This window comes from Caulobacter sp. S45, from assembly GCF_009765965.1.
GTDB lineage: Bacteria > Pseudomonadota > Alphaproteobacteria > Caulobacterales > Caulobacteraceae > CAHJWH01.
The window spans coordinates 193,448-211,859 of the sequence record NZ_LMUL01000014.1; the positions used below are offsets into that span (position 1 = coordinate 193,448).

Here is an 18,412-nt window from a genome sequence, read left to right on the forward strand (position 1 = left end):
ACGGTTGCGACGGGGCGGGCCTCGGGCGTAGCCTATGCATGTGTGTGGCGGGCGCTCGTCGTCCGCCTTTACAATTCGAAGGACAAACAATGTCGAACGACAAAAAGCAAAACCTCCAGGACACCTTCCTGAACAGCGTGCGGCGCTCCAAGACGCCGCTCACCATCTTCCTCGTCAATGGTGTGAAGCTGCAAGGCGTGGTCACCTGGTTCGATAATTTCTGCGTGTTGCTGCGCCGCGATGGCCAATCCCAGCTGGTCTACAAGCACGCCATCTCCACCATCATGCCGGCTCAACCCGTCCAGCTGTATGAGCCTGCCGAGAGCGACGACATTTGAGCCGAGACAGAGGCCTAGACACCGAAGACCAACCTCGACACGGCAAGGCGAAGGGCGTCGATCGGCGCCCTCCGCCCCAGTCCGCAATCGTCCTGCACCCGCAGATCGCCCGCAGCGGCGCCTTGCGCGAACCCGAGGCCCGGCTGGAAGAAGCCTGCGGTCTCGCCCTGGCGCTCGATCTTGAGATCAAGGGCGCCGAAATCATCCAACTGCGCACCACGCGCCCGGCCACCCTGTTCGGCAAGGGACGGGTGGACGAGGTGGGCGCCAAGGTCGCCGACCTGGATATCCAGGTCGTGGTGGTCGACGACGCCCTGACCCCCGTCCAGCAGCGCAATCTTGAAAAAGCCTGGAACGCCAAGGTGATGGACCGCACGGGCCTGATCCTGGAGATCTTTGCCCGCCGCGCCCGCACCCGCGAGGGCAAGCTGCAAGTCGAACTGGCGCGCCTGTCCTACGAACGGTCGCGCCTGGTGCGGACCTGGACCCACCTGGAACGCCAGCGCGGGGGCTTCGGCTTCCTGGGCGGCCCCGGTGAAAGCCAGATCGAGGCCGACCGGCGCCTGCTGGCCGACCGCATGGTCCGCCTGCGCGCCGATCTGGAGGACGTGCGCCGCACCCGCGCCCTGCATCGCTCTGCGCGCGGTCGCGTGCCTTATCCAACTGTCGCGCTGGTCGGCTACACCAACGCCGGCAAGTCCACCCTGTTCAACCGCCTGACCGACGGACAGGTCCTGGCCAAGGACATGCTGTTCGCCACCCTGGACCCGACGCTTCGCACCCTGAAGTTGCCCGACGGGCGGCCGGCCATCCTGTCCGACACCGTGGGCTTCATCTCCGACCTGCCGCACGAACTGGTCGCGGCCTTCCGCGCCACCCTGGAAGAGGTGGAGTCGGCCGACGTGATCCTGCACGTACGCGACATCTCCAGTCCTCAGAGCGCGACCGAGGCCAAGGACGTGGAACTCGTCCTGGAACAGCTCGGGATCGAAGCCACGCCCGAGCGGATGATCGAGGTCTGGAACAAGCTCGACCAGGCGCCGGAGGACGAGCAGGCGGCGCTCCATGCCCGCGCGCGACGTGCGGGTGAAAGCGGCCCGGAGGCGGTGGCGGTCTCGGCGCTGACGGGGGAGGGATGCGACCTCCTGCTCCGTCGCATCGCCGAACGCATCGACGATAGCGCAGCCATCGACCTGGTGCTGCCCTCCGACGATGGCGAGGCCCTGGCCTGGCTTTACCGCCACGGACGCGTGGTCGAGCGGCGAGAACAGGAAAATGGAGAACTCGAGCTTTCGGTACGGCTGGACGCCCAGGCGCTCGGCCGCTTCGAGCGGCAGTTCCCCGAGATCAGGACCCGGTTGGCGGCGGAGTAGGCGTCGCCTTCTCGACCCGTTTCGCCTCGTCCCACAGGGCGTCCATATCGGCGAGGTTGGACTGCTCCGGCCGCAGCCCCTGCGCCGACAACGCCGCCTCGATGAAGCGGAAGCGGCGGGTGAACTTGGCGTTGGCCGCCCGTAGGGCGTCTTCCGGATCGACCTCGAGCTTGCGGGCCAGGTTGGCGCAAACGAACAGCAGGTCGCCCAGTTCCTCGCGCGCCTTCTCCCGATCGCCGGCCGCGATCTCGACCTGCAGTTCGGCGATCTCCTCCTGCAGCTTGTCGAGCACCGTCAGCGTATCCGGCCAGTCGAAACCGACACGCGCGGCCCGCTTGGTCAGCTTCACCGCCCGCAACATGCCCGGCAGGCCGGAGGGGACGTCGTCCAGCACGCCCGAGCGCCCGGGCCCCTTGGCGACCCGCTCGGCGGCCTTGATCTCCTCCCAGGCCAGGGATTGGGCGGCCACAGCTTCGAACGAAGCCTCCCCGAAGACATGAGGATGACGTCGTATCATCTTGTTACAAATAGAATTTATGACGTCTTGAAACTCAAATTCGCCCTGCTCCTGCGCGATGCGGGAATGGAACACCACTTGCAGCAAAAGGTCGCCGAGTTCGTCCTGCAGATCGTTCAGGTCGTTGCGCTCGATGGCGTCGGCGACCTCGTAGGCCTCCTCCACCGTGTAGGGGGCGATAGTGGCGAAGGTCTGCTGCTGGTCCCAGGGGCATCCGTTCTGGGGATCGCGCAGCCGGGCCATAATGGCGATCAGCCGGCTGATGTCGGTCGTCTCGGTCACGGGCGATCCTGCTGCGGTCGAAAATACTGGCGGGCCGCCTTGTTAGCGGAACGGTCATGTCCTTAAGGCTAGTCGCTCGGATGCGGCGAGGACAGATGCTACGCGCACCTCGGGCGGTGGGAGAGAGCAGGGCCATGACGTTGTCCTCGGCATCGATTTCGCGGGTCGTGCGCCGCCTGCTTCCCGCCGTCGCGGGGGTCGCCCTCATGGCGATCGGATTCGCCGGCCAGCCTGGACGAAGCTGGGCCGCGACCGTCGCCAGCACGCCGATCTATCGCGAGATCGGCGACTGGATCCTCGCCTGCGACAATACCCGCAGCTGTGTGGCCAAGTTCGTGCCGGACGACTCCGCCCCGGATGCGTCGGCCGCGACGGGCGAGATCGGCTACGTCACCTTCACGCGGGACGGCGGCCCGGATGGGAAGGCGAACCTGTCCCTGAACGCCGAGACCGCCTTCGATGTCGATAAGGCCCGGCTGGACGGCCATCCCATCGGCGTTCACGGCTGGGGGCGGACCAGCGAGCCCACGGAACGTACGCTCGATGGCAAGGCTGCGCTGGATTTCATGCGGATGATCCGCAACGGGACCCTGCTGTCCTTCTCCGCTACCGCCAAGACGCCCCAGGCGACCTTGAAGGGCTTCTCCGCCGTGCTGCTGGCGATGGACGAGGTCCAGGGACGGCTGGGAAACGCCAGCGCCCTAGTCCGCACCGGCCCTGCGCCCGCTTCGGCTACGCCACCGGCCCCGGCCCCGCCGATCATCCACGCCGCCGTGCTGTCCACTCCGTTGAAGGACTCCGGCGCTCTGATCATGGCCGTGCGGCGAACTCAGGCTCAAATCCTCAAGGCGCATGATTGCGACTCGCAGCGCAGGGATGAGGACGCCGCGGAGCCTCTGAATGCAGAGGAGGCCATCGTTGTCGTCGAATGCAGCGACGGGGCCTACCAGAGCTCCAACCTGGTGTTCCGAACACCACGCGCCGAGCCCAGTCGCGCCAAGTTGCTGGCGTTGCCTCGAGCGCCCACATCCGCCCCCGAGGACTCCAAGACGGCCGGCGAATATACCGAAGCGTCCTATGATCCGAAGACCGCCACACTGGCCGAAAGCGCCAAGGGGCGCGGCGTCGCGGATTGCGGTTTGAGCACTCAGTGGACCTATGACGGCCATAACTTTCAGGTGTCCGACGCGAGCCGCCAGGAGCGGTGTGGCGGCGGGGAACCAAGTTGGCCGACGCTCTATCGGAGTAGGGTTGTCCCAGCGCGATGAGCCTTGTCGGCGGTGGATCAGGCGGTCAGTGAAACACGCCGCTGCAGGATGCGATCAACAGCCCCCCGGCTATCAGGACACAAACGATCTCGATCCATCTGAGCTTCATCGCGCGCGCTTAGCGTGTATTTGCGACCTCTGTCCATGGCTAAGCTTGCGGCTGTGAAATGTTAGAGGGGATCGCTCGCTTTGAGCTCATCCTGAGGCGTCCCGGCCCCCCGCGCCTATCGCGCTCCGAACAGGACGACACCGGTCAGGATGGCGGCGTAGTGGGTCGCCGCGGCGGCGACGACGAACCCATGCCAGAGCGCACGTCGATAGGCGAGCTGCTTGCGGACATAGACCAGGGCGCCGGTCGAATAGACCACGCCGCCTGCGATCAGCAGGACGAAGCTGATGATCGAGGTCGCGGCGAGAAGCGGTTTGATGGCGACGATGGCGAGCCAACCCATCGCCAGGTAGACCACGATCCAGATTCTATTGGAGAGTCCCGGCAGGAACAGTTTGCCGAAGGCGCCGCCAATCGCCGTCGCCCAGACCGCTCCCGTCATCCAGATCGCCAGAGGGCCGTGCAACCGCTGGGTGGTGAACGGCGTATAGGACCCGGCGATCATCAGGAAGATGGCCGCGTGATCGAAGCGGCGAAGCAGCGGCTGTCGACGCGGGCTCGCTAGGTTGTACGCGGCCGAGCAGAGGAAGGTGGCGATCAGGCAGGCCGCATAGACGCCGATGGCCAGGACCTGCGTCCACGTGCCGAAGCCGATCGAAAGCCCTGTCAGGACAAGGCCGCCAACAGCCGCCGCGGACAGGCCGACGACGTGGACCCAGCGATCGGCGGATCGCTCGGCGGCCGTGGGATAGTGGATTGGCTTTGCGGGCAGGGCGGGTGTGGACGCCAAAGGCATCTCCTTTGGAAGGGAGGGGCGACCTGGTGGGATATAAGGTACGCGTCGGGCGAATTCTTAGCACAGCCCGGACGTGGACGTCCCCTCGGAGGGTGTCAATTCACGACCCGCGGACGGCCCACACGACCTTCGGCGCATTCGAGCGCCGCGCGATCCCAGCCGGCGAGATCAGCGGCGCCGTCATAGGTGCTCTGAAGGAACGAGAGCAGGGCGGCGTCTGGATCGGGTGCGCCGCGGACCGCCCGATAGGGCAGCAGGAACTCGCCGAGCCCGGGGGCGAAGCGGGCTGCTGACGGATCGACCGCCACGGACGCGAATCCATCGGGCGTAGGATAGGCGTAGGAATAGAAGCAGGGTTCGTCGACGCCGCCTCCGCCAGGCCAGAAACCCGCGCTCGAAACCTCGTGCGAATAGGCTTCCCGCGTCACCGCATCGGGCAGGTGAGGGACCCCGCCGGGATGCAGGGGGGCGGGTCGGCCGGAAAACCGGGTCACCGCGAGGTCGAAGCTGCCCCAGAACAGGTGCACCGGACTGCATTTCCCCAGGAAGGCGGTACGGAAGCGGTTGAACACCCGATCGATCTGGACCAGCGCGCGCCAATAGCTCTGCGCTATATGCGGATCGTAGGCGCGCGGGGCCGTGTCCTGCGGAAAGGGCGTCGCGTCGGCCATTTCGTTGGGCGTCGGGTCGATCGTCACCGGGACGCCCAACGCCGCCAGCCCGTCGATCACTTCGCCGTAAAAATCGGCCACGCTTTTCACCGTCAGCTTGATCCGGCGCTCGCCGCCGTCGCTGATCTGGATGACCAGCTCGTGGGCTACGAAATCGAACTCCAGTTCGAGCGCAACGGCGCCATGGGGTATCAGCGAGGTCGTGAGCCCACGCGCCGAAACATAGAGTGTCGCGTGCCAGGCGTGATTGAGCCACGGCGCACAGGACAGCCGGACTTTCCCGACCACCTGGCACCAGAGCTGTAGCGTCTCGGCGGTGGGCTGGAGCTGCGCGAACGGCAGGTCCGGCCAAAGCCCGACAGCTTCTTGCGCCTTCATCGCCCGATCCTCCGCTTCGGATTCGATCCTAATCCGTCGCCGGCCGTGTGCGATAGGGCGCCTCCCGTGGGGAAGGCCGCATCCATTGTCGGGGCTGGATTTATGGAGCCCATTCTGTTCTTCAGGTTGCAGCGTTCGGCCTGATCGGCGGATTGACGTTTTGGTTGATAGCCACACTTGGCCTTCACGACCGAAAGTCAGAAGTCGTCGCGCGCTGAGCAATGGACGAAGTCAGCATGTCGAACACCTTGGGATTGGACGACGACCTTGATCCGGTGGAAGCGCTGATCAGCCTGGAGAAGGCCTTCGCGCTGAAGATCGGCGACGATGAAGCTGCCTCGTGCAGCACGGTCGGACACATATATGATTTGCTGCATTCCCGCTTCTCCACGCAGATTGGAGAGCCGGGGTCGTGCATGACGTCGATGGCATTCTATCGACTGCGGCGATGCTTGCGCGCAATGCATCCCGGCGTCGAATTCAGACCCGATACCCAACTTGCGGACTGCGTCGGCTGGAACGCCCGAGCGTTTCTCGGTCAGCTTCGAAGCGACAGCGGGCTCCGGCTTCCAGGGCCTCAAGGGCGGTGGCTCAGTGGGGTAGGCTGCCTTCTGTTGCTCTCGGCCATCGTCGGCGCAGTGATCGTCACGGCGATCAAGGGGCCGCCAATCTTCTACCTCGCTACGACAGCGCTGTTTGTGGTTGGGGTCGCGTCAATCAGCCTCGATCCTGGCGGCCTATCTAACGACTGCGCGACGCTCGGAGGCCTAGCGACGAAAGCGAGCGCGCTCAACTATGGAACGCTCGCGCGGTCGGGCGGGGCGGTTCGGCCCAAGGAACTTTGGGACGCGATGGCGGAGGTGCTGTCAGGACTTAGCGAGCTGCCGAAGTCCGACATGCGCCGCGATACACGGATCCTGAATCAAAAGGTTTGAACCTGTTGGAGATGAGGGCGGTCGCGCCGTATGGCGGTTACATCCATTTCACGCATAAGGAATATTATCGGAAATATATCGTGATATTGAGGCGGTGACCGGCATGGTGGGGCTATGCCGAGCGCGTGCGCGCTCACACGCCGGTTTCGATCACCATGCCGTCGTAGGCCGGCTCGATCCCCTTCGGCAGGCGCGCCGCCAAGGTTGCGTAGTCCAGGTCGCCAAACATGTTGGTCAGTACGCCGCGCCCGGGCTTGAGCGTCTCGATCCACGACAGCGCCATGTCCACGTGGGCGTGAGTCGGATGCGGCCGGTCCCTCAAGGCGTCGACGATGAACACCTCCACCCCCGCCAACGCCGCCATGGCTTCCGGCGGCAAGGCCACCACATCGCTGCAGTAGCCGACCGGGCCGATGCGATAGCCGACCGAGCGCACCCCGCCGTGGTCCTGGTCGAAGGTCAGGATCGGGATGGAGCCGCTGGGGCCCGCGATCTCCCAGGCCTCGCCGTGCGGTGGCAGGTCCCGCGCCTCGCAGATGGCCGGATAGCCGGTCTGGCTCTCGAAGATGTAGCCGAAGCGGCTCATCAGGGTGCGCCGGGTTTCGGGGTCCATGTAGCAAGGCGTCTTGCGGCGGCTGGTCAGGAAGAAGACCCTGAGGTCGTCGATGCCATGGGTCTGGTCTGCGTGGTCGTGGGTGTATAGCACCGCGTCCAGCCGCTTCACCTCGGCGGCGGCGGTCTGATATCGCAGGTCCGGCGACGTATCTATCAGGATAGTGGTTTCATCACTTTGATTTATATCATTTTTTCTGCGAACCGCAAGGGAGCATCTGGAGCGCCGGTTACGAGGGTTAGCCGGGTCGCAGGCGCCCCAGACGCCGTCAGCCCGCGGCACCCCGCCCGATGAACCGCAGCCCAGGATCGTGAATTCGAGACGCGGACTCATTCGCCCTCCCCCGGATATGACCCCGGACGGGGAATGCGGTCGAACAGGGCGAAGAAGGCCTTGCTGGTCCGCACCTCGGCCTCGATCAGCGACCAGCCCCGGATATCCGCCAGCTTGGCCAGCACATGCGGGAGGAACGCCGGCTCGTTGCGTCGGCCGCGCATGGGAACCGGCGCCAGATAGGGACAGTCGGTCTCCACGATGATCCGATCCTCCGGCATTTGGGCGATCACGTCGCGCACCCCCTGAGCCGCCCTGAAGGTGGCGATGCCCGAGACCGAAAACCACGCGCCGAGCGCCGCCGCGCGGGCCGCCAGCTCCGCACCGCTGGTGTAGCAATGCATCAGCAGCTTGAACGGATGCTCGGCGTAGGCCGCTTCGAGCATGGCGGCCATGTCCTCGTCGGCTTCGCGCGTGTGGACCACGAGCGGCAGGCCCGTCGCCTGAGCGGCGGCGATGTGGGCGCCGAACACCGCGCGCTGTTGGTCCCTTGGGCTGAGGTCGTAGTGGTAGTCGAGACCGGTCTCACCGATACCGACGATACGTTCCGAGGTCGCCAATCGGATTAACTTATCTGCATCAAGTTGCTGATAATCCTTGGCTTCGTGCGGATGGACGCCAACCGTCGCCCAGATATCGTCGTTCGCCTGGACGATGGCCTGGATCGCTTCCAGCGAGCTGAGCTTGTCGCAGATGGTCAGCATCAACCCGATTCCGGCCTCGCGCGCCCGTGCGATGACGGCCTCCCGATCCTCGTCGAACGGATGGGCGTGCAGGTTGACGTGGCTATCGATCAACATCGGGCGATCAGCATGAGTGGTCAGAACGGCGCTGCATAGTTGCGGGCGGTCGTCGAGAGCTCGGCCATCACCGTCCAGAAGGCGTCGGCGCGATCGAGGTTCAGGCCTTCCACCTCCCCAGGTAGGTCCGACACCCGCGCCCACACCCGCGACCAGGCTGCGGCGGAGCGATCCGGAAGCTGGCCCGAGGTCGCGGCCTGGTGCAGGCGATCCGCCAGACGTTCCAGCACCAGGGCGAACCGCGCCGCCCCCTCGCCTCCACGAAATCCGTCCGCCAGCCCTTGGGTCAGCGCGCGGTCGATGTCGGGCAGCTGACCCAGCAGACGTTCGGCTTGATCGTCCACCGCCAGCGCCCCGGACGCCGCCAACGCCAGCAGCCGCCCCGGCGCGCCGTGGGCCATGCCCGCGAGCCGTATGGCGTCGTCGGCGTCCAGGTCGAGGTGTTCGCGTGCGAAAGCCGCCAGCGCCGTCTCGCTCCAGGTCGAGAACGCCAGGCGTCGGCAACGTGAGCGGATCGTCGGCAACAGCCGGCCCGGCGCATGGCTGATCAGGAACAGCACGCCGCGACCGGACGGCTCCTCCAGCGTCTTCAGCACCGCATTGGCGGCGTTGACGTTCATATCGTCGGCGGCGTCGATGATGGCGGCGCGGAACGGGGCGATGGCCGGGGCCTTGGCGAAGAACTCGGGCAGGCGGCGCGCTTCATCGACCGGGATGTTGCGCCTCGTGACGCCACCTTCGACCGCGCGTTCCAGCACGATCAGATCGGGGTGCGACTGGGCCGCGATCATGCGGCTGACCGGGTCGTCCGGCGACGATCCCAGTGGCCCGAAACTCGGGTCCGAGGCGGCGCCCAGCAGCCGACGTACGGCGCGGTAGGCGAAGCTGGCCTTGCCCACGCCCTCCGGTCCGGTGAGCAGCCAGGCATGGTGGAGCCGCCCGCGCGCCATGGATTGCTCGAACGCCTCGGCCGGCGCGTCGACATGGTCGAGGCGGAAGCTGTGGCGCGGATGCGGCGGCGCGGCCTGGGGCTCGGAACGGCTCATGCCGCGCCCAGGGCCAGTCGCGCACTCACCGCGCTCCAAAGCTGGGCGGCCACCTCGTCCGGCGTCCGGCTGGAGTCGATCACCACGCAGCGCGCGGGCTCGGCGGCGGCGATGGCGAGATAGGCGTCGCGCAGGCGCATGTGGAAGGCCGCGCCCTTGTCCTCGAACCGGGTCTCCGCGCCGCCGCGGCTGTGCGCCCGCCCAAGGCCCAGTTCGACCGGCACGTCGAGCAGGACGGTCAGGTCGGGCTGGGTGTCGCCGATCACGGCGCGCTCCAGATCGGCGATCAGCCGGACATCGGCTCCCCCGGCGGCGCCTTGGTAGGCGCGTGTCGAATCGGCGAAGCGGTCGCACAGCACCCAGGCTCCGCGCGCCAGGGCCGGCCGGATCAGGCGCTGGAGATGGTCTTCGCGGGCGGCGTACAGGATCAGGGTCTCGGCGGTGGGCGACCAGCGGTCCACCGATCCGCGCACCAACAGGTCGCGGAGCTGTTCCGCGCCAGGAGAACCGCCGGGCTCGCGGGTGACGACGGTCTCGACGCCGCGCGCCGCCAACCGTTCGGCCAAGCGCCGGACCTGGGTGGTCTTACCCGCCCCCTCTCCGCCTTCGAAAGTGATGAACCGTCCGCGTGTCACCGCCCGTCCTTCGCCCCCTCGCGGGTCGAAGGCAAGAGGCGAAGACCCTCAGTCGGTCAGGGCTGGGGTTCCGGGCCGGACGGGAACGACGATGTCGGCGCGACTGTGGGCGGCGCCTGTGCGAGCTGACCCATGGCCGAAACCACGTCTGAGTCGTCGATCGGCGTTCCGTCGGCCTGAGACAGGGAGACGTCGCCGCGCCCATAGGCCGGCGCCGGACCGAGATATCTGACCCGGACGCGGGCGGTGCCCCGGCCCACATAACCGAGCTCTTCGGCGGCGCCACGGGTCAGATCGATGAGCCGACCCGACACGAAGGGACCGCGATCGTTGAGCCTCACCCGGATACGCCGGCCGTTGTCCAGGTTGGTCACTTCTAGATAGCTGGGCAGCGGCAAGGTGGTGTGGGCGGCGGCGGCGAGGCGCGCATTGAACGGCTCGCCGTCGGCCGTGGTGCGATTGTGCGATTCGTAGCTGTACCAGGAGGCGACGCCGACGACGTCATAGTGCGGCTGACTGGCTGGAACGTACCAGCGTCCATGGATCTGGTAGGGCCGATTGTAGGCCGGCGTCCGGCCGCCTCCAGCGCTCGCGATCCGTGTCGCCGGCGGAGCGGTCGCGCAGGCCGCCAGTCCGCAGAGCGTCGCCAGGGCGACCATGCTGCGCAGATGACGCAAGCGTGGCCTTAGCCAAGAGCGTTGCATCGCCGAAACCTCCCAACCAACTCCGGGCGCGGACTGTCCCGCGAGCGATGGAGGCCAAGATGCGCGCCAAGGCTGAAAACAAGGTTAGCGCGCCGACAACTGGTCCGATGGGATGGAAATCGACCCCCTCGCCTCACGCGCCGCCCCCTGTTATGAGCAGCGCCTTCCGAGGTCCTGGGATGGGTGGCCGAGTGGTTTAAGGCAGCGGTCTTGAAAACCGCCGTGGGTGAAAGCCCACCGTGGGTTCGAATCCCACCCCATCCGCCAGAACGTCGACCGCCCAGTCCAGGGCGCCGCTATTGTTGGGCATTCCACATCTGCGCCGCGTCCCCGCAAGCCCAGCAATATGCAGGCCCAGCTATATATTGCAACCTTGACACTTTCCGCATCGCCACTGGCTGAACTCCACCAGCAAACGTGCGCGCAACCGGCGAAACGATGCGTATTCATCGGGCCAACAGGCCGGGGACAGCCAACAGGCGTTAAGCTGCGTGGAATTTAATGTGAAATGGCCGGCCTCGCGGGCTCAACAGCACCGGACGGGCATTGGCAAGAAAATCGAATTAGACAAAAGTTTTTAGAACTTGCTGGACGATGGGAAAGGGACATCTATATACACGCTGTTCCGAGTCGCCTGTTCGCCCTCGGCGACACCCAGGTTCTTACCCTACCAAGCAAGAAGGCTCTCATGGCCGAGAACACCGAAGCGGTCGAACTCACCGCTGATATCGTCTCCGCTTACGTCACCAACAACACCGTGACCGCTGCGGACCTGCCGATGCTGATCCAGCAGGTGCACAACGCGCTCACCCAGGCCGCTTCCGGTCCCCAGGCCGAGCCCGCGCCGCCCCTGACCCCCGCGGTGCCGATCAAGAAGTCGGTCACCCCCGACTATCTGATCAGCCTGGAGGATGGCCGGAAGTACAAGTCGCTCAAGCGGCACCTGAACACCCGGGGCATGTCGCCGGACGAGTACCGCGCCAAGTGGGGCCTGGCCAAGGACTACCCCATGGTGGCCGCCAACTATTCCGCCCAGCGCTCCAGCCTGGCCAAGACCCTCGGTCTCGGTCGCGGCGGTCGCGGCGCGCAGCCGCAGGAAGCGTCCGCTCCCGTGTCGTCTGAGGCCGCCGCCCCCAAGGCCACGCGCGGTCGCAAGAAGGCCTCCGACGCGACCGCCTGATACCGCACCGCGCAACGACGCCGGGTGCTGAGCACGATTGGAGCCCGCCGGCGTTGCGTCGGCGGGCTTTTTCGTTCGCGCTTTTCACACGCGCCATGAAGCTGGCGTTTCCACCCTGTATGATAAGCCCATCTAAAGCATCGCGGAGCGCCGCACCTTGAAACCTCAGCATCCCGCTCAGTTTTCGGAAGGCCCCGAGAGCGGGATTCCCCCCTTCCCGCAGCCGATCCGGATCGGCTCCGACGCCCACAAGGCGCTGTTCTGCAGAACCCTGCTGGACACGTTCAATCCCTACAAGCCGGCCGTGATCGACTGGCCGAAGCTTGAACCTGCCGCCCTGGAGCGCCTGACCGGCCTGCCGATCTGGGACATCGCCATCCAGACCGAGAACAAGGCCAGCCGACGGGTGATGGCCTATGCCGAGTTCTGCCCCGACCCGCTGCTGCGCAAGGCGGTGGAGTTGAACGGTTTCGAGGAAGGCCGCCACCGCCATGTGCTGGCCAATCTGGTCGAGGCCTACGGCATCAAGGTCAAGCCGGACGAACCCTACAAGCAACCCCGCGACGCCGAATGGGCGTTCATGGTCACCGGCTTCTCGGAGTGCATCGACAGCTTCTTCGCCTTCGGCCTGTTCCAGGCGGCCAGGCGCTCGGGCTTCTTTCCGCCCGAGTTGGTCGACACTTTCGAACCCGTGATCCACGAGGAGGGTCGCCACATCCTGTTCTTCGTCAACTGGGTGGCCTGGTATCGCCGCAACATGCCGCTGTGGCGCAGGCCTTGGTTCGACCTGAAGGTCATGGCGGTCTGGGCTTTCCTGGGTTGGGAGCGCATGGGGCTCGCCAAGGACGTGGGGACCGCCGAGGAGACCAATTTCACCGTGGTCGGCGGCGAAGCGGTGGCCGAGATCGACGTGCCGGGTCTTATGGACCTTTGTCTGTCGGAGAATGATCGCCGGCTGTCGGTCTATGACCCGCGTCTGCTCCGGCCGACCTTCTTTCCACGTCTGGTACGTTTCGCGCGGCGCTTCCTGGGCAAGTCCAGGGAACAGAAGGCGGCTGCGCTCCTCGCCGCGGTCTGATCATATGGCCTACGAACTCTACTACTGGCCCTCGATCCAAGGGCGCGGCGAATTCGTCCGCCTGGCCCTGGAGGCGAGCGGGCAAGTCTATAGAGACGTCGTGCGCGGCAAGGACGGCATGGCCGCGATGACCCGCCTGATGAGCGGGCGCGAAACCCCGCCGTTCGCGCCGCCGTTCCTGAAGGTGGACGGACTGTTGATCGCCCAGGTCGCCAACATCCTGGCTTTTCTGGGCGAGCGCCACGGCCTGGAGCCCCAGGATCCGAAGGGCCGCTGGTTCACCCGCCAGCTCCAGCTCACGCTGGCCGACCTGGTGGTGGAGGCGCACGACACCCATCACCCCGTCGCGTCGAACCTCTATTACGAGGACCAGCTCGCCGAGGCCGCGCGCCGCAGCGAGGATTTCCGCGCCGAGCGGCTGCCGAAGTTCCTGGGCTATTTCGAAACGGTGCTCGTCGCCAACCCGGACGGGACCGCACACCTGGTCGGCGCCGACCTTACCTACGCCGACCTGTCTTTATTCCAGGTGGTCGAGGGTCTGTCCTACGCCTTCCCCAAGGCGATCAAGCGGATGCTCAAGCAATACCCGAATGTGTTCGCCTTACGTGACAGCGTGGCGGCCTTGCCTCGGATAAAGGCCTACCTGGCGTCGGAGCGGCGCATTCCATTTAACGAGGACGGGATTTTCCGGCATTACGACGCCCTTGATCAATGAGAGGCGTGGCGGATGAACACTGAAGCGGTGATGGACGAGTTCCGGGCGGCGGGCGCTCTGCGCGAGGGGCACTTCGTCCTGTCCTCCGGCCTGCACAGCGGCGTGTTCCTGCAGAAGAACCTGGTGTTCATGCATCCCGAACGGTCCGAGCGGCTTTGCAAGGCGCTGGCCGAGCGCATCCAGGCCGAGGCGGGCGAGGTGGACGTGGTGGTGTCGCCGGCCGTGGGCGGGATCATCCCCGGCTACGAGACTGCGCGCTGGCTCAAGGTCCCCTCGCTCTACGTCGAGCGCGAGGGCGGCGTGTTCAAGCTGCGCCGCGGCTTCCACCTGGAGCCTGGCGCCCGCGTCGCCATGGTTGAGGACATCGTCACCACCGGCCTGTCCTCGCGTGAATGCATCGCTGCGATCCAGGCCGTGGGCGCCAAGGTGGTCTGCGCCGCCTGCATCGTCGACCGCTCTGGCGGCGAGGCCGATGTCGGCGTGCCGCTGATCGCTCTGGCCCGCCACAAGGTCCCAGCCTACCCCGCCGACCAGCTGCCGCCCGAACTCGCCGCCCTGCCGGTGGAGGAACCGGGCAGCCGCCGGCTGTCGAAGTGAGCGCCCCCGCCGTGTCGATCGGCGCCCGGCTGAGGCTGGGCGTCAACATCGACCACGTGGCGACCATCCGCAACGCGCGCGGCGAGGGCTATCCCGAACCGCTTCGCGCGGCGGAACTCGCCATCGCCGCCGGGGCGGACGGGATCACCGCCCACCTGCGCGAGGACCGCCGCCACATCTCCGACGCCGACATCGTCGCACTGTCGGACCTGTGCCGGCGGCGCGGCCGGCCGTTGAATCTGGAAGTGGCGGTGACTCGCGAAATGCTGGACATCGCCCTGGCCCAGCGTCCGCACGCCGCCTGCCTGGTGCCCGAGCGGCGCGAGGAGATCACCACCGAGGGCGGGCTCGATGTCGTCAAGGGCCGCGCCGCCATCGCACCGGCGGTGCGGGCGCTGCGGGACGCCGGTGCGCGGGTGTCGATCTTCGTCGAGGCCAGCGCCGACCAGATCGCCGCCTCGGCCGACGTGGGCGCAGCCGTGGTCGAACTGCATACCGGCGCCTATTGCGAGGCCGTTCGTCATGGCGACGTCGCCCGCGCCCAAAACGAACTCGACCGTCTGCGCACCGCCGCCGCCGACGCGGTCGGACGTGGCATGGAGGTCCATGCGGGTCATGGCATCGACTACGCCACCGTGCGCGAGGTGGCCGCCATCCCCGAGGTGGCGGAGTTGAACATCGGCCACTTCCTGATCGGCGAGGCCATCTTCGTCGGTCTGCAGCACGCCATCGGCCATATGCGGGCGCTGATGGACGCAGCCCGGCTCGACGCCATGCGCTCGGACAGCCGGACATGATCATCGGAGTGGGCTCGGACCTCTGCGACATCCGCCGGATCCAGACCTCGCTGGATCGCTTCGGCGAGCGGTTCGTCCAGCGTATCTACACCGAGCTGGAACGCAGCCGCTCGGAGCGCAAGCGCGACCCCGCCTCCAGCTACGCCAAGCGCTTCGCCGCCAAGGAGGCGTGCGCCAAGGCCTTGGGCACCGGCCTGCGCCACGGGGTGTTCTGGCGCGACATGGGCGTGATCAACCTGCGTTCCGGCCAGCCGACCATGGCCCTGACCGGCGGCGCCAAGGCGCGGTTGGACGCCTTGCTCCCGCCTGGAACCGAGGCCCGCATCCACCTCAGCCTTACCGACGAGCCGCCCTACGCCCAGGCCTTCGTGGTGATAGAAGCCGTCCCGCTCCAGGGTTGAGCATCCATGCGCCCATTGCCGCCTTGATGCAGACGCTTTACGCAGGCACGCGGTCGCTGGATGATCGATCAAGGCGCTCGTGAGCCCAATTCTATGACCGTTACGCCGAACACACCCTCCACCGCCAAGGAGGGAGAACCGAAGGAGTCCTCGCGCGTGCCCAACAAATCCGGTTCCGGCGCCGCCCAGGAGGTCTTCGAACTCGGCAAGACGATCTTCTACGCCTTGCTGATCGCCTTCGTGCTGCGGGTGGTGCTGTTCCAGCCCTTCACCATTCCTTCGGAATCGATGGAGCCGACCCTGCTCAAGGGCGACTATCTGATCGTCTCGAAATTCGCCTATGGCTGGAGCCGCCACTCCATTCCGTTCAACCCACCGCTGGCGCAGGGGCGCCTACTGGGCCACTCGCCCAAGCGCGGCGACATCATCGTGTTCAAGCTGCCCCGCGACGGCAAGACCGACTATATCAAGCGCCTGATCGGCCTGCCGGGCGACCGGATACAAGTGACCCACGGCCATCTGCAGATCAACGGCCAGCCCGTCCAGCGGGAGATGCAGCCTCCGAGCCAGGAAGACGACGCCGGGTCGGCCTCGATCGCCAGCTTCAAGGAGACGCTGCCCGGCGGGAAGACCTTCACCACCAACAGCTTCGGCCCCGACGGTCTCGCCGACAACACCGGCGTCTATACGGTGCCCCAAGGCTGCTTCTTCATGATGGGCGACAACCGCGACAACTCGCTCGACAGCCGGTTCGACCCGGGCGACGCGCCTCCGGGCCAAGCCTCCTGCCCCTGGAACCACGATGTGGACAAGTTCATGCCGTCGGACCTGGGCGTCGGCTTCGTGCCGGCTGAGGACCTGGTGGGTCGCGCCGACATCATCCTATTTTCCTGGCGGCCGGGCGTGTCCGTGATCAAGCCCTGGACCTGGTTCACCACCGCGCGTTGGAACCGGTTCTTCCACCTGCTGGGATGAACGCTCGCGCCGACGCCGTCGCCGAGCTCCAGCAGCGCCTCGGCTATATCTTCAGCGACCCTGCGCGTCTCGAGCGGGCCTTGACCCACGCCAGCGTCGGGGACGGGGCGCGCAAGAGCGGCGACAACGAGCGGCTGGAGTTCCTGGGCGACCGGGTGCTGGGCTTGCTCACCGCCGAACGGTTGATCGCCTTGGACCCCCTGGCCAGCGAGGGCGACCTGGCGCCGCGCCTGAACGCCCTGGTCAATCGCACGATGTGCGCGCGGGTGGCGCGGCGCATGGGCCTGGGGCCGGCGCTCCGGCTTTCCGGGGCGGAGACCAAGGCCGGCGGCCGTGAAAAGGAATCCATCCTCGCCGGCGCCTGTGAAGCGGTGATCGCCGCGATCTACGAGGACGGCGGACTGGACGCCGCCAGGACGTTCTTCCTGATGTTCTGGACCGAGGAATTCGACGCCATCCGGGCGCCGCGCCCCAAGGATTCGAAGACCCGTCTTCAGGAATGGGCCCAAAGCAAGGGTCGCCCCCTGCCCGCCTATCGCGTCGTCGGACGCGAAGGGCCGGAACACGCGCCCATCTTCACCGTGGAAGCGGCGGTGGATGGGATCGCGGCGGCCGAAGCCGCCGGCCCCTCCCGCCAAGCGGCTGAAAAGGCGGCGGCGCAAGCCCTGCTGGACCGTGAAGGCGTGGCCTGAACGCCGGTAAGTCCTTCACCACTCTCTTCCGTCGTTCCCCGTTCGACCCTGTCATGCCGGAAAGCGCTCCAGCGCTTATCCAGGACCCTAGGTGATGCACGCCCCGCGCCCCGAATCTTGGTTCTCGCTTCGCTGCGGTCGGGATGAGGGGAAACATGGCGCAGGACGGGAAACGGAAAACCCCACCTTCAACCTCCAATTTGCTCTAGATTGATCGCCTGATGACCGAAACACCTCCCCTCCCGACCCGTGCGGGCTTCGCTGCTGTGCTTGGAGCGCCCAACGCCGGCAAATCCACCCTGGTCAACCGCCTGGTCGGTTCCAAGGTCTCCATCGTCACCCAGAAGGTGCAGACCACGCGCTTTCCCGTGCGCGGCGTCGCCATGGAGGGCGCCAGCCAGATCGTGCTGGTCGACACCCCCGGCGTGTTCACGCCGCGCCGCCGCCTCGACCGCGCCATGGTCAAGTCCGCCTGGACCGGCGCCCATGACGCCGACGCGGTGGTGCACCTGGTCGACGCCGAGGGCGAACTCGGCTCGGGCGACGGCAAGCTCACCCCGGCCCAGCATCGCTCGGTCGAGGACACCGCCAGCATCGTCGCGGGCCTCAAGAAAGCGGAGCGCAAGGTGATCCTGGCGCTCAACAAGATCGACCTGGTCAAGCGCGACACCCTGCTGGCCCTGTCGGAGCGTATGTTCTCCGAAGGCGTCTACGACGAGGTGTTCATGATCTCCGCCCATAACGGTTCGGGCGTGGACGACCTTAAGCGCCATCTGGCCGAGCGGATGCCGGAGGGGCACTGGCTCTACCCCGCCGACCAGACCGCCGACCTGCCCGTGCGCCTGTTGGCCGCCGAGATCACCCGCGAAAAGGTCTATCTGCGCCTGCACGAGGAACTGCCCTATGCGGCGGCGGTGGAAACTACCTCGTTCGAGGATCGCGACGACGGCGGCGCCCGCATCGAGCAGACCATCTATGTCGAGCGCGAGAACCAGCGTCCGATCGTGCTCGGCAAGGGCGGCCAGACCTTGAAGTGGATCGGCCAGAAGTCGCGCGAAGACCTAATGGAGATCCTCGACCGTCCCATCCACCTGTTCCTGCACGTCAAGGTTCAGTCCGGCTGGGCGGAAGATCGCAGCTTCTATCGCGACAACGGTCTGGAGTACGACGCCTAGGCGC

21 protein-coding genes and 1 tRNA gene are annotated in these 18,412 nt (G+C 66.5%); 14 read left to right on the forward strand and 8 right to left on the reverse strand.

Going from position 1 to position 18,412, the window contains the following annotated elements; all coding sequences use genetic code 11:
- Positions 1-89: 89 nt before the first annotated feature.
- Both hfq and hflX read left to right on the forward strand, forming a co-directional pair.
- Entirely contained in the window at positions 90-338 is a 249-nt protein-coding gene (hfq, locus tag GSQ87_RS08085; RefSeq protein WP_158914995.1) for an RNA chaperone Hfq, read from the forward strand.
- Complete coding sequence (hflX, locus tag GSQ87_RS08090) at positions 335-1,711, forward strand: GTPase HflX (protein WP_371416660.1); 1,377 nt, start codon at positions 335-337, stop codon at positions 1,709-1,711. The genes hfq and hflX overlap by 4 nt, the downstream gene beginning before the upstream one ends.
- Here the strand turns inward: hflX and mazG are convergent.
- The gene (gene mazG, locus GSQ87_RS08095; RefSeq protein WP_256375878.1) at positions 1,686-2,510 is read right to left on the reverse strand and encodes a nucleoside triphosphate pyrophosphohydrolase; all 825 of its coding nucleotides are present in this window, start codon (positions 2,508-2,510) and stop codon (positions 1,686-1,688) included. The genes hflX and mazG overlap by 26 nt on opposite strands.
- Before the next feature lie 134 nt (positions 2,511-2,644).
- On the opposite strand from mazG, the gene GSQ87_RS08100 reads away from it, so the two are divergent.
- Positions 2,645-3,778: a DUF1176 domain-containing protein gene (locus GSQ87_RS08100; protein WP_158914996.1), complete on the forward strand. Its 1,134-nt coding sequence runs from the start codon at positions 2,645-2,647 to the stop codon at positions 3,776-3,778.
- Between the two features lie 224 nt (positions 3,779-4,002).
- On the opposite strand, the gene GSQ87_RS08105 is transcribed toward GSQ87_RS08100, so the two are convergent.
- Positions 4,003-4,683 carry a hemolysin III family protein gene (locus GSQ87_RS08105; RefSeq protein WP_158914997.1) on the reverse strand — a complete coding sequence of 227 codons (681 nt, stop codon included), beginning with the start codon at positions 4,681-4,683 and terminating at the stop codon, positions 4,003-4,005.
- Between the two features lie 95 nt (positions 4,684-4,778).
- Positions 4,779-5,732: a DUF5996 family protein gene (locus GSQ87_RS08110; RefSeq protein WP_158914998.1), complete on the reverse strand. Its 954-nt coding sequence runs from the start codon at positions 5,730-5,732 to the stop codon at positions 4,779-4,781.
- A gap of 221 nt (positions 5,733-5,953) precedes the next feature.
- On the opposite strand from GSQ87_RS08110, the gene GSQ87_RS08115 reads away from it, so the two are divergent.
- Positions 5,954-6,667, forward strand: coding sequence for an acyl carrier protein (locus tag GSQ87_RS08115; protein WP_158914999.1), 714 nt, complete (start codon positions 5,954-5,956; stop codon positions 6,665-6,667).
- Between the two features lie 133 nt (positions 6,668-6,800).
- Here GSQ87_RS08115 and GSQ87_RS08120 read toward each other — a convergent pair whose 3' ends face one another.
- Genes GSQ87_RS08120 through GSQ87_RS08140 form a run of 5 tightly spaced genes read right to left on the reverse strand, consistent with a single transcriptional unit; the run spans position 6,801 to position 10,771 of the window.
- A complete protein-coding gene (locus GSQ87_RS08120; protein WP_158915000.1) occupies positions 6,801-7,613 on the reverse strand; it encodes an MBL fold metallo-hydrolase in 813 nt (270 codons plus the stop codon).
- Positions 7,610-8,413 (reverse strand): TatD family hydrolase, encoded by an 804-nt coding sequence (locus tag GSQ87_RS08125; protein WP_158915001.1) that lies wholly within the window; start codon positions 8,411-8,413, stop codon positions 7,610-7,612. Before GSQ87_RS08125 ends, GSQ87_RS08120 begins: the two co-directional genes overlap by 4 nt.
- Before the next feature lie 20 nt (positions 8,414-8,433).
- On the reverse strand, positions 8,434-9,459 hold the full coding sequence (locus GSQ87_RS08130; protein WP_158915002.1) for a DNA polymerase III subunit delta': 1,026 nt from the start codon (positions 9,457-9,459) through the stop codon (positions 8,434-8,436).
- On the reverse strand, positions 9,456-10,094 hold the full coding sequence (gene tmk / locus GSQ87_RS08135; protein WP_158915003.1) for a dTMP kinase: 639 nt from the start codon (positions 10,092-10,094) through the stop codon (positions 9,456-9,458). Before tmk ends, GSQ87_RS08130 begins: the two co-directional genes overlap by 4 nt.
- Before the next feature lie 56 nt (positions 10,095-10,150).
- Complete coding sequence (locus tag GSQ87_RS08140; protein WP_254062823.1) at positions 10,151-10,771, reverse strand: septal ring lytic transglycosylase RlpA family protein; 621 nt, start codon at positions 10,769-10,771, stop codon at positions 10,151-10,153.
- 204 nt (positions 10,772-10,975) lie between these two features.
- Here GSQ87_RS08140 and GSQ87_RS08145 point away from each other — a divergent pair.
- The 10 genes from GSQ87_RS08145 (at position 10,976) to era (ending at position 18,408) form a co-directional block, all read left to right on the forward strand.
- A tRNA-Ser gene (locus GSQ87_RS08145) sits at positions 10,976-11,065 on the forward strand.
- Between the two features lie 421 nt (positions 11,066-11,486).
- Positions 11,487-11,978, forward strand: coding sequence for a MucR family transcriptional regulator (locus tag GSQ87_RS08150; RefSeq protein ID WP_158915004.1), 492 nt, complete (start codon positions 11,487-11,489; stop codon positions 11,976-11,978).
- A 157-nt stretch (positions 11,979-12,135) separates the two neighbouring features.
- A complete protein-coding gene (locus tag GSQ87_RS08155) occupies positions 12,136-13,056 on the forward strand; it encodes a ferritin-like domain-containing protein (protein ID WP_216839134.1) in 921 nt (306 codons plus the stop codon).
- A gap of 4 nt (positions 13,057-13,060) precedes the next feature.
- Positions 13,061-13,771 carry a glutathione S-transferase gene (locus GSQ87_RS08160; protein ID WP_158915005.1) on the forward strand — a complete coding sequence of 237 codons (711 nt, stop codon included), beginning with the start codon at positions 13,061-13,063 and terminating at the stop codon, positions 13,769-13,771.
- A gap of 12 nt (positions 13,772-13,783) precedes the next feature.
- Positions 13,784-14,368, forward strand: coding sequence for an orotate phosphoribosyltransferase (gene pyrE, locus GSQ87_RS08165; protein WP_158915006.1), 585 nt, complete (start codon positions 13,784-13,786; stop codon positions 14,366-14,368).
- A gap of 17 nt (positions 14,369-14,385) precedes the next feature.
- Positions 14,386-15,165, forward strand: coding sequence for a pyridoxine 5'-phosphate synthase (locus tag GSQ87_RS08170; RefSeq protein WP_158917452.1), 780 nt, complete (start codon positions 14,386-14,388; stop codon positions 15,163-15,165).
- Complete coding sequence (acpS, locus tag GSQ87_RS08175) at positions 15,162-15,566, forward strand: holo-ACP synthase (protein ID WP_158915007.1); 405 nt, start codon at positions 15,162-15,164, stop codon at positions 15,564-15,566. Before GSQ87_RS08170 ends, acpS begins: the two co-directional genes overlap by 4 nt.
- A 156-nt stretch (positions 15,567-15,722) precedes the next feature.
- Entirely contained in the window at positions 15,723-16,541 is an 819-nt protein-coding gene (gene lepB, locus GSQ87_RS08180) for a signal peptidase I (protein ID WP_254062824.1), read from the forward strand.
- Complete coding sequence (rnc, locus tag GSQ87_RS08185; protein WP_158915009.1) at positions 16,538-17,233, forward strand: ribonuclease III; 696 nt, start codon at positions 16,538-16,540, stop codon at positions 17,231-17,233. Before lepB ends, rnc begins: the two co-directional genes overlap by 4 nt.
- A 221-nt stretch (positions 17,234-17,454) precedes the next feature.
- Positions 17,455-18,408 carry a GTPase Era gene (era, locus tag GSQ87_RS08190; protein WP_158915010.1) on the forward strand — a complete coding sequence of 318 codons (954 nt, stop codon included), beginning with the start codon at positions 17,455-17,457 and terminating at the stop codon, positions 18,406-18,408.
- Positions 18,409-18,412: the final 4 nt, after the last annotated feature.